The organism is Candidatus Cyrtobacter comes (assembly GCF_034470605.1).
In the GTDB taxonomy this organism is placed as follows: Bacteria; Pseudomonadota; Alphaproteobacteria; order Rickettsiales; family Midichloriaceae; genus Cyrtobacter; species Cyrtobacter comes.
Genome location: NZ_JARGYT010000093.1, coordinates 1 through 4,670 on the forward strand (window position 1 = coordinate 1; position 4,670 = coordinate 4,670).

General features: G+C 34.1%; 4 protein-coding genes. 3 read left to right on the top strand and 1 reads right to left on the bottom strand.

Annotation, left to right across the window (positions count from 1 at the left end; translation table 11 throughout):
• The first annotated feature begins 89 nt into the window (after positions 1-89).
• The 3 genes from Cyrtocomes_RS05315 to Cyrtocomes_RS05325 all read left to right on the top strand — a co-directional run bounded on the left by Cyrtocomes_RS05315 (position 90) and on the right by Cyrtocomes_RS05325 (position 3,715).
• On the top strand, positions 90-1,430 hold the full coding sequence (locus Cyrtocomes_RS05315) for an asparagine synthase-related protein (RefSeq protein ID WP_322498157.1): 1,341 nt from the start codon (positions 90-92) through the stop codon (positions 1,428-1,430).
• 148 nt (positions 1,431-1,578) lie between these two features.
• The gene (locus Cyrtocomes_RS05320; RefSeq protein WP_322498154.1) at positions 1,579-2,325 is read left to right on the top strand and encodes an RMD1 family protein; all 747 of its coding nucleotides are present in this window, start codon (positions 1,579-1,581) and stop codon (positions 2,323-2,325) included.
• A gap of 10 nt (positions 2,326-2,335) precedes the next feature.
• Positions 2,336-3,715, top strand: a complete 1,380-nt coding sequence (locus Cyrtocomes_RS05325; protein ID WP_322498155.1) for a UDP-N-acetylmuramoyl-tripeptide--D-alanyl-D-alanine ligase — start codon at positions 2,336-2,338, stop codon at positions 3,713-3,715.
• A gap of 437 nt (positions 3,716-4,152) precedes the next feature.
• Here the strand turns inward: Cyrtocomes_RS05325 and Cyrtocomes_RS05330 are convergent.
• On the bottom strand, positions 4,153-4,670 hold a 518-nt coding region (locus Cyrtocomes_RS05330), incomplete at its 5' end, for a hypothetical protein (protein WP_322498156.1).

The window sequence follows — 4,670 nt, forward strand, 5'->3', positions numbered from 1 at the left end:
CGACGCTTAGCATTACGATTTGAGAAATCCGATCTCTCTTTCCTTGCCTTTATAGCTTTAGCATCTATTAAATACAACCTTTGTTAACAGTGCCTATGGGCGCTGGCGCAAATTTAAATACCGAACACTTTTACACTCTATTTTTCGCCAATCTTAATCAGTTATTAAATTCTGAAAGCACACCTTTTAAAGAAATATTTGAAGTCGAAAATGGCTTTGGTCTAAAAATTTCTCGTGGAGAAATAAGCTTTGTACAAATTTGGAATCCTTTTGAAATAAAAGGGGATTTTTCTCATGAAGAAATAATACCAACATTTTTAAATACAGTTAAGGCATTATCAGATCATGAATTCAATGTATCTGTTTCACTATCAGGGGGGCTTGATTCAAGCTCAATGCTAATGAGCCTTGCCCATGTTACAGATAATAAGGATAGAATAAGTGCCTTCACCTGGGGCGTGGATGAAGTGGCATCATCCAGTGAATATAATCATGCAAAAAAGGTAACAGATTTCTGCGGCGTATCATTAAAAAAGGTTGGTGATGCAAGACCGTGGAAAAGAATAGGGGAAAAAATATCACAAAGAGTAGATAGACCATCTTTTACTTGCATCGTGAATCAAATTTGGGATGGTGATGATAGTGTGGTCGCTGGAAAATCAGTAGTTTTTGATGGCCATGGGGGCGATCAGATATTTTGTGAAGGCATTCAAGATCGAGCCCTTTGTGATTATTTTTTAGATAAAGGACTAAGTGGAATCACAGATAACGCAAGAAAGCTTACTCGCCTTAGCAGAAAAAGCATATTCTTTTTCTTAACAAAGGCATTATCAGGATTATATCAACATTATACAAAAAGCTTTAATCCGTTACAATATTATGATTTTAAAGTAAGTGATTGGTTTAAGGGTAGTATAGATAAAAATACATATAAAGAACTCTTGATGCCAAGATTTATGCGAAGTTACAATGGTTGCCCACCTGCCAAACTTGCACAAATATTATCTATTTTCGTTGGACCATTTCAATCTAAGATCTCTAATAAAGCAGGGGGAGTACCAATCCTTTATCCGTACTATTCCCAGCCAATGGTTGAGCTATGCCTAAAAATGCCAATATACAACTCTTATGATGAGCATAATAGTAGATTACCATTCAGAAGAGCTGTTAGTGAATTTTTCAAAACAGATCTACCTTTCCGTAGATCTAAAGGAGAAACTTCTGGAGTGCTACAAATTGGATTGCAACAAAATATAAAACGAATACAAGAATTGTTGCTGGAAGGTTATTTTGCAAGAAATAATCTTGTGGATCTAGATAAAATGCAAAATTTGATCCATAAGGTCGCCCACGGCATGGTAGAGCACATGCACCCGTTTGCTGCACTTCTAACTACAGAACTTTGGCTTGAAAACTGGAATATAAAATAGCATATTATATTATAAAGACCCTTATAATTGAATTGCTTTTTAGCAGAGCTGTTGACTGATAAGGACTTATCTATATAATGGATGTAAATTGTTTGATATTAATATGCAGGTTACTTCGTACTGCACTTGCACTAGCTACAATCTGAATTTGATATTAGGTTTGCTTAGTGCCTCTGGTCGCTCTTGTACTATAAGTTATGATGTTCTCTATTTTGAGATAAACCCTGAGAGTGCGGTTTTTATTTTTGATTTTGGATGTGTTGTGTTTTGGGGCGTAGATGCTCAGGAACAGAAATCTATACTAGATAGCATCTCTGGATATGCTGAAGATTTATCTTATTCTAATACGATAGAAAGACTTGAATATAAGTTTAGTGAAAAATCTGCAACTCATATAGATGAGGAAAGTGATGTTGTTGTGCTTGGAAGCAATGAAATACATCTGAGGCTTTCACTTTCTTATGGATTTGCTCAATCTGCTAAATTAGAGGTGATTGAAAATTATATAGAAAAAACTATTAATGAGAATAAATCTATACCTCTTGAACTTATTAAAACTGGCAAAATATCACTTTCAAGAAAAGAGCTGGCAAAAAAAATAGGGAATCTGTTTTCTGCTAAAAATTCAGCAAGTTTAAATACAAACGTACTGGATACACCAGACTTTTTCTGGAAAAAGCCTATGTATGAACAGTATTATGAAATGGCAGTCTATTTCATGGAATTAGAGCAGAGAATTTCTGTACTTGATACAAGGCTGAATGTTATACAGGAATTGTACGGTATTTTATCTACAGAACTTCAGCATTCACATTCCTCAAGACTTGAAATGATTATTATCTTTTTAATTTTCATAGAGGTTCTTCTTGTACTTATGAAAGATTTTTTCAAATAATATTGTAAATATGCCCATTTGGGATACTGACAGTATATGTATAGCACTTGGCTTGGATGTTTCTTGCATTTCTAATTTTACTGGGGTCTCTATAAATACTGAAGCTATAAATGCTGGAGGTATATTTATAGGAATAAAGGGAAAAAATGTAGACGGTGGTATCTTTTGGGGCAAGGCATTAGAAAAAGGGGCAGCACTTTGTATAGTTAACCAAGATATTGAAGCACATGGAGATAATATAATAAAAGTTCAAAACACCCATGATGCACTTATAAAGCTTGCTGAATATAAACGAAACCACTGCTTTAAAAATGTCAAGGTACTTGGCGTTACTGGAAGTGTTGGGAAAACTACAATCAAAAATATAATATCGGAGCTAACATCCAAGCTCTATAATGTACACTTTAGCAAAGGAAATTTTAATAATCACTATGGCATGCCTCTTTCATTAGCCAATTGCCCAAATGATGCTGATCTGTGCATACTGGAAATGGGAATGAGCGCCAGCGGTGAAATCTCATTCCTCTCAAAAATTGCAAAACCCGATATTGCAATAATAAGCTGTATAGCTCCCGCTCATCTTGCACAGTTTAATTCCATTGAGGAAATAGCAAGAGCTAAAGCAGAGATTATAGATGGTATGAATGATGGTGGTTATGTAATCTTAAATGCAGATGATGAATACAGCAAATTTATAAGACAACTAATAGAAACTAGATTTAATATATTGACATTTGGTAAGAAAGGCGATTTTAAGATTGAAAAATATGAGTTTGATGGCTCTAAAACAAAAATAACACTAAATCTTTTGGGGCAGAAAAGGGATTTTCTCTTGAATGGATTTATAAGTGAACATCTTGCCGAAAATATACTATGCGCATTTGCCGCAATTTATGCAGCACAGTATGAAATTGATGAAAGCTTCATTGACCGCATTAGCGCATCACATGGTAGAGGGCATATCATCAAAACTCCTTCGGGCGCTCATATTATAGATGATTCATATAACGCTAGCCCATTATCTGTTAAAGCTGCTATTAAAGGGTTATCTGTATATGCAAAACAATTATCCTTAAGATCTATTGCTATACTGGGTGATATGAAAGAGCTTGGCAAAGATTCTGAAAGCATGCACAGAGAAATCGCTCAGCAGCTTATATTAAATAATATAGATTTCTTATTTACCATTGGTGAATTAATGGAGTTTACACATAGTGAAGTTATCACAAGATTTCACAATAAGAATTTAATAGCCCTACATTTTCAAGAAATGGATAGCCTTATAAATACTATTTCTGGCTTTCTTTCAAACGGAGACGTAGCTTTAGTTAAAGGCTCCAACAGTATGAAAATGCACAAAATTGTGGATTACCTTTCTATGCATAAGTAAACTTAGCTACTATAGCTAAAGCGTCATAGAAATGGTACATGACTAATTTTAAAAATAGGTTAGTTATCATTAAGTTAAGTTTTAATAAAATTACTTTTTATGTAATCATTTTATACCGCCTTAGCTATATAGTAAGTTAGGTTGAATTAGAATTTTTGTTATCATAAAATACAATGACAAAAAATTAATGATCTAAGGCAGAGAGTACCTAGAAGCAGGTAATAGATATAAGAGTACATCAAAATTGTTGGCATCGTTATAAAAAGTAGCGCATTTGATACAATGTGCACTAGAGGATTACATACAAAAACTGCAGTAGAGCAATTTGATAAAAAACGTGCCAGTGTATTTTGCACAAAATATCCTGCCAAGCCAACAGCTTGGTTAAACTTTGGCGCTTGGCTATAAATAAGTATACAAATCTAGTAGCTTGGCACTTAATTGCAATAATAATCAGGTAGGTTGGAATCATACATCAATAGGTTATCTATCTGTTCAAAACAAAGTGTATGTTCTAGATTTTGCGCCCTTATTTCATCAAGAATGCTATTTGCCCCTCCCCTTTCTAAGGCACCAGCCTCATTAGATTTTATTGCAAACATAATGTAAAATGGTATTGGCATTAAAGTGCAGGCACCTTTAAAAGAACGAAATAGCCATTCTAACTTATTAAGTGGGCTATATAAATTAGCTATCTCTCGCAAACCCTCTATATAGGTGGGAAGCGCTGTCTCTTTTATATGATTGTGCAGTTCTGATGGGAAATAAGATAACGGTTTTGGAGATTTTGTTATAGGAAAAAGTAATGTAGAAGAAAGTGCTTTATTTTTCCATGCAGATTCTATAGCAGATACAATAGGCACTGTTAACAAAGGTTTTGCCAAATAATGGAAAAGATGCAATATTATATTGGAGGCGATAAATATGGTATTTAGATGGATAAAAGGTTGTTTCC

What these genes read in the sequence shown, in the direction of transcription:
- Cyrtocomes_RS05325 (WP_322498155.1), top strand. Translation starts at nt 2,336, where the DNA reads ATGCCCATTTGGGATACTGACAGTATATGTATAGCACTTGGCTTGGAT.